The 4,831-nt window shown below is 75.4% G+C and carries 1 protein-coding gene and 1 pseudogene; both read right to left on the bottom strand.

Features of this window, described 5'->3' with window-relative positions:
* Window positions 1-3,835, bottom strand: a 3,835-nt coding sequence (locus ABZ385_RS33180; RefSeq protein WP_358914197.1) for an SDR family NAD(P)-dependent oxidoreductase, incomplete at its 3' end; no start/stop codon positions are given.
* Between the two features lie 912 nt (window positions 3,836-4,747).
* Window positions 4,748-4,801: pseudogene (locus ABZ385_RS33175) on the bottom strand (hypothetical protein); the annotation flags it as partial.
* Between the last annotated feature and the right edge of the window lie 30 nt (window positions 4,802-4,831).

Below are 4,831 nucleotides of genomic sequence, written 5' to 3'. Positions count from 1 at the left end.
CACCCGACACCACCACATCCCACAAACCCTCCGGCGACACCACCCCACCAGGAAAACGACAAGCCATCCCCACAATCACCACCGGATCAACCGAGGAATCCGTTTCCTTCGACGGCGTACGCGTATTCGTGCGGGCCGGTGCGATTTCCGGAGTGGTTTTGGCCGTCGGTTCTTCGGAAGGCGGGTCCGCGAGCAGAGAACCCAGGTATGTGCCGAGGGCGGCAGGTGTCGGGTGGTCGAACACCACGGTCGGCGGCAGTTTGAGGCCCGTCACCTCGCAGAGCCGGTTGCGCAGTTCGACGGCCAGCAGGGAATCGAAGCCGGCCTCCCGGAACGCGAGCGCGGCGTCGACGTCACCGCTTCCGCCCAGCACCTCCCCCGCGATCGACAGGACGAGTCGACGGCTCTGAGTCGTCCGCTCGCCCTCGGGGAGTTCGGCCAGCCGTCGCGACCACGGCGTCCCCGTCCGCCCGGCGACGGCCGGCGCGGTGGCACCGGCATGGGCCTGTACGGCAGCCGAGGCCTCGATCGAAGCCGGGGTCTCGGCCGAAGCGGGGGTCTCGACGGACGCCGGGTCGAGTGCCGCGGCGACCACGGTCGGCAGGCTCGGATCCAGGGCGCGGGCGGCGTCGTACATGCGCAGCCCGCGGGCCGCGTCGAGCGGCCGCAGCCCGGTGCGGCGCCCGAGGCGTTCGACGTCGTGTGCCGTCAGCCGGCCCGCCATCCCGTCCGGCAGGTCCCACAGGCCCCACGCCAGCGAGCGGCCCGGGAGGCCGAGGTCGGCGCGGTGCCGGGCGAGGGCGTCGAGGAAGGTGTTGGCCAGGGTGTAGTTCCCCTGCCCCGCGGCGCCGAGCGTGCCGGTGGCGGAGGAGAAGAGGTCGAAGAAGGCGAGCGGGGCGGAGCGGGTCAGCTCGTGCAGGTGCCAGGCGGCATCGGCCTTCGGGCCGAGCACGTCGTCGAGCTGCTCCGCCGTCAACGACCGGACGGTGGCGTCCTGGACGACGCCCGCGGCGTGGACGATCCCGGTCAGCGGGTGCTCGGCGGGGACGGAGTCGAGGACCGCGGCGAGCGCCCGGCGGTCACCGCAGTCGCAGCCGGCGATGCGCACCTGGGCGCCCATGCCGCGCAGCTCGCGCGCCAGGTCGTCGGCCCCCTCGGCGCGGGGGCCGCTGCGGCTGGTCAGCAGCAGGTGCCGGACGCCGTGCCGGGCCACCAGGTGCCGGGCGATGCGGGCACCGAGCGCGCCGGTGCCGCCGGTCACCAGAACGGTGCCGTGCGGGGGCATCGGCGCGGGGACGGCCCCGACGGCGCCCGGTGTCGCGGCCCGGCGGGGTACGGGAACCATGCGGGGGACCAGCAACATGCCGTCCCGCAGAGCGAGTTCGGGGTCCTCGCCGGCCGTCACGGCGGTCAGCACCTCGCGCGCCGGACGGGCCTTTTCGAGGATCCCGTCCAGGTCGAGGTCCTGGTCCAGGTCGAGGAGCACGAAGCGGCCCGGATGCTCCGACCGCGCCGTGCGGACCAGGCCCCACAGCGGCGCGTGGACCAGATCCACCGGCATCTCGACGGGCCCCCCACCCGCGCGTACCGCCCCTCGCGTCACGAAGACCAGCCGGGTGTCGGCGAACCGGCTGTCGGCCAACCAGTCCTGAAGCAGCTTCAGCGTCCGGTGCGCCACGCGACGCACGGCGTCGGGCACCCCCGCTTCCCCGTCCCCGGCGGGCGACGGCAGACAGGGCACCAGTACGGCGGCGGGCGCCGGGGCGCCGGCATCGATACGCGCGCCCGCCTCGGCCACGTCGGCGACGACGGTGAGCCCCGGACGCGGGACGGAACCGAGGACCCAGCACGCCTCGACGTCCAGGTCCGCGTCCGACGCGGCGCCGGCCGCCGAAGGTCCCCACGTCACGTGCAGGAGCGTGTCGTCGGCGGGACCGTCCGCAGCGGCCCGCAGCACCAGCGTGTCCACGGCGGCCATCGGCGTGCCGTACTGGTCCGCGATCCGCAGCGACACGGCGTCCGGGCCGACGGGCGATACCCGTACGCGCAGTTCCGTCGCGTCACCGCCGTACAGCCGTACGCCGCTCCACGCGAAGGGCAGCCGCACGCGGCCGTCGGCCGCGCCCTGCCACACGGTGGCGTGCAGCGCCGCGTCGAGGAGCGCCGGGTGCAGGCCATGGCCCGACGTGTCGGTGCCCTCGGGCAGCCGTACGTCGAGGTACACGTCCTCGCCGAGCCGCCAGGCGGCCCGCAGACCGCGGAAGGTGTCGCCGTACGCGTATCCGGCCTCGGCCAACTCCGCGTACAGGCCCGACAGTTCAACGGGCGTCGCGCCCGGCGGCGGCCAGGCGGTCGGGGCGGGGTCCGCGGGGACCCGGGGGGCGCGTGGCGCGAGGGTTCCGGAGGCGTGCCGGGTCCAGGCGCCGGCCCGGCCCTCCCCTGCGCCCCGCGCGGCCGCTCCCTGGGCGCGGGCGGGACGCGCGTACACGGTGAAGGGCCGCTCGCCCGCCTCGTCGACGGCGCCGACGACGAACTGGAGCTCGACCGTCTTGCCGTCGTCGGGGACCCGGACCGGTGCCTCCTGCGTCAGTTCGGTGACCGTCGCGGCGCCGTCGAGTGCGGCGATGTGCGCGGCCAGTTCGACCAGCGCCGTGCCCGGCAGGATCGTGTGCCCGTCGATCCTGTGGTCGGCCAGCCAGGGGTGCGTGAGGGTGGACAGCGCGCCGGTGAACGCCTGCGCGTCGCGGTCCGCGAGCGTGACGGCGGTGTCGAGCAGCGCGTGGCCCCCGCTGTGCGCAGGGCGCGGCGGGTCGGCGTTCAGCCAGTACCGCTGCCGCTCGAACGGGTACGTCGGCAGGACGACCAGGGGGCGCCTCGGGATGACCGCCTGCCAGTCGACCGGCATGCCTCGCGTGTAGGCGGCGGCCAGCGCGCCCAGGAACCCGCCGGTGCCTTCCGTGCCGGGCTTCAGCGCGTCCACTACCGCCGTCGCCGGTCCGTCGGTCGCCTCCGTGTCGTCGGCGTCCCTGCCGGGGCGGGCCGTGCGGAGCCCAGAGGCGGCCGGCATCGCCAGCGGGGTTCGACGGCCACCGGCGGTCACGTGCCGCAGCGCCGCGTCGAGTGCGGTCGGCTCCGGTACGGCGTGCAACCAGTACTCGGTGGTCAACGCCCGCGGGCAGTAGAGCGGTTCGCCGGTCAGGGGCGAGCACAGGTCGATCTCCGTGCGGCGCGGGGTCACCGTGGCCACGGCCGCGCGCAGCTCCTCGTCGGAGCCCGCGCGCACGAAGGCCGCGCAGATGCGTGCCGCGTCGTCCAATGTCAGTGCTCCGGCGACATGCGCGGCGACGATCTCTCCCACGCCTTGCCCCAGTACGGCGTCGGGCCGCACACCGCACCGCTCCCAGAGCCGCGCGAGGGCGATCCCCACGACGAACGCCACGGCCTGCGGGGGCTCGGCGGGGCCCAACTCGCGTACGTCACGCCCGAGACGCACGGCCAGAGCGGATGCACACTCGCCGACGTACTCGGCGAAGGCGGGGGCGGTGTCGAGCAACTGCCGTGCGGCGGAGGCGAGGTCGGGTTGTTGGGCGCCGACCCCATGTGCCGTCGTCCCTATTTCGGAGCCGCCTCCCGCTTCGGCGGTCGCGAGGTCGATTCCGGCACCGAAGACGAACACGGCCCGGCTGCGCCCGCTCGCGGTCCCGGTCAGCAGCAGGGGGTCCGGTCGACCGGCGGCCAGGGCGTCCAGCGCGGGCCGGTAGTCGCCGTCGGCCCCGGGCAGGACGGCGGCACGGTGGTCGAACCCGGACTGCACGCAGGCAGCGGTGTACGCCACGGCTGACGGCTCGGCAGGACCGTTGTGGCCAGCGGACTTCGGCGCACTGTCGGAGAGGAAGTCACGCAGACGGCGCGCCTGCGCCCGCAGGGCCGTCGGCGTCTTCGCGGACAACACCAGCGGCAACGCCAGGGCGTCACCGGCCTCCCCGGCACCCCGGACCGGACCCCCAACGTGGTCCCGCCCACCGCCACCACCCCGGCCACCCGCATCCCGCATGTCGCCGGCCCCGGCACGACCGCCCACATCACCCCGGACACCGGCACCGCCCCGGCCACCCGCATCGTGCCGGTCCCCGCTAACGGCCCGGCCACACGCAACATCGTTCCCCTCGCCGCCACCGACCCGCTCACCCGCATCACGCACGTCACCGGCCCCAGCACGGCCGCCCGCATGCTCCCGGACGCCGACACCGCCGCCCACATCGCTCCGGTCACCAGCACCGCCCCGGCCACCCGCATCGCGCTGGTCGCCGCTATCGGCCCGGCCGCCCACAGAGTTCCGGTCACCGCCATCGGCACCCGCCCGGCCGCCGACGTCCATCCGACCTCCCCCGCCGCCCTGGCCATCGACGCCGAGACGGGCACCGGCTCGGCCCCCGCCTTCGAGGCCCACCGCACCAGCGCCAGCGCCGTCAGCCGCATCGCCCGCCGCAGGCCGAGCACCGGCAGCAGCGTGGCCCCGGCCCTGGCCCTTGATGCCGGCCCCGCCTACGGCACCAGCCCTGGACGCCTCGCCGATCTCACCCGGGGCGCCGGCCCCGTCCGCGACGCCCGCACTCGGAACGTGCCGCGCACCCCGCGCATCCCGCAGGATCGGTGCCGCGCGCCTCGCCCCGTCCGCCACCGCCTCGAACTCATCGACCTCAGGCGGTTCTTCGAGGATGACGTGCGCGTTGGTACCCGAGATCCCGAACGAGGACACCCCCGCCCGACGCGGCCTGCCCTGACCCCCCTCCCACGGCACTTCCCGCGTCAACAACCGCACCGGACCCCA

The organism is Streptomyces sp. NPDC005898, assembly GCF_040629635.1.
Classification (GTDB): Bacteria; Actinomycetota; Actinomycetes; order Streptomycetales; family Streptomycetaceae; genus Streptomyces.
The sequence above is the reverse complement of the archived record's forward strand: the minus strand, read 5'-3'. Positions and strand labels throughout refer to the sequence as shown.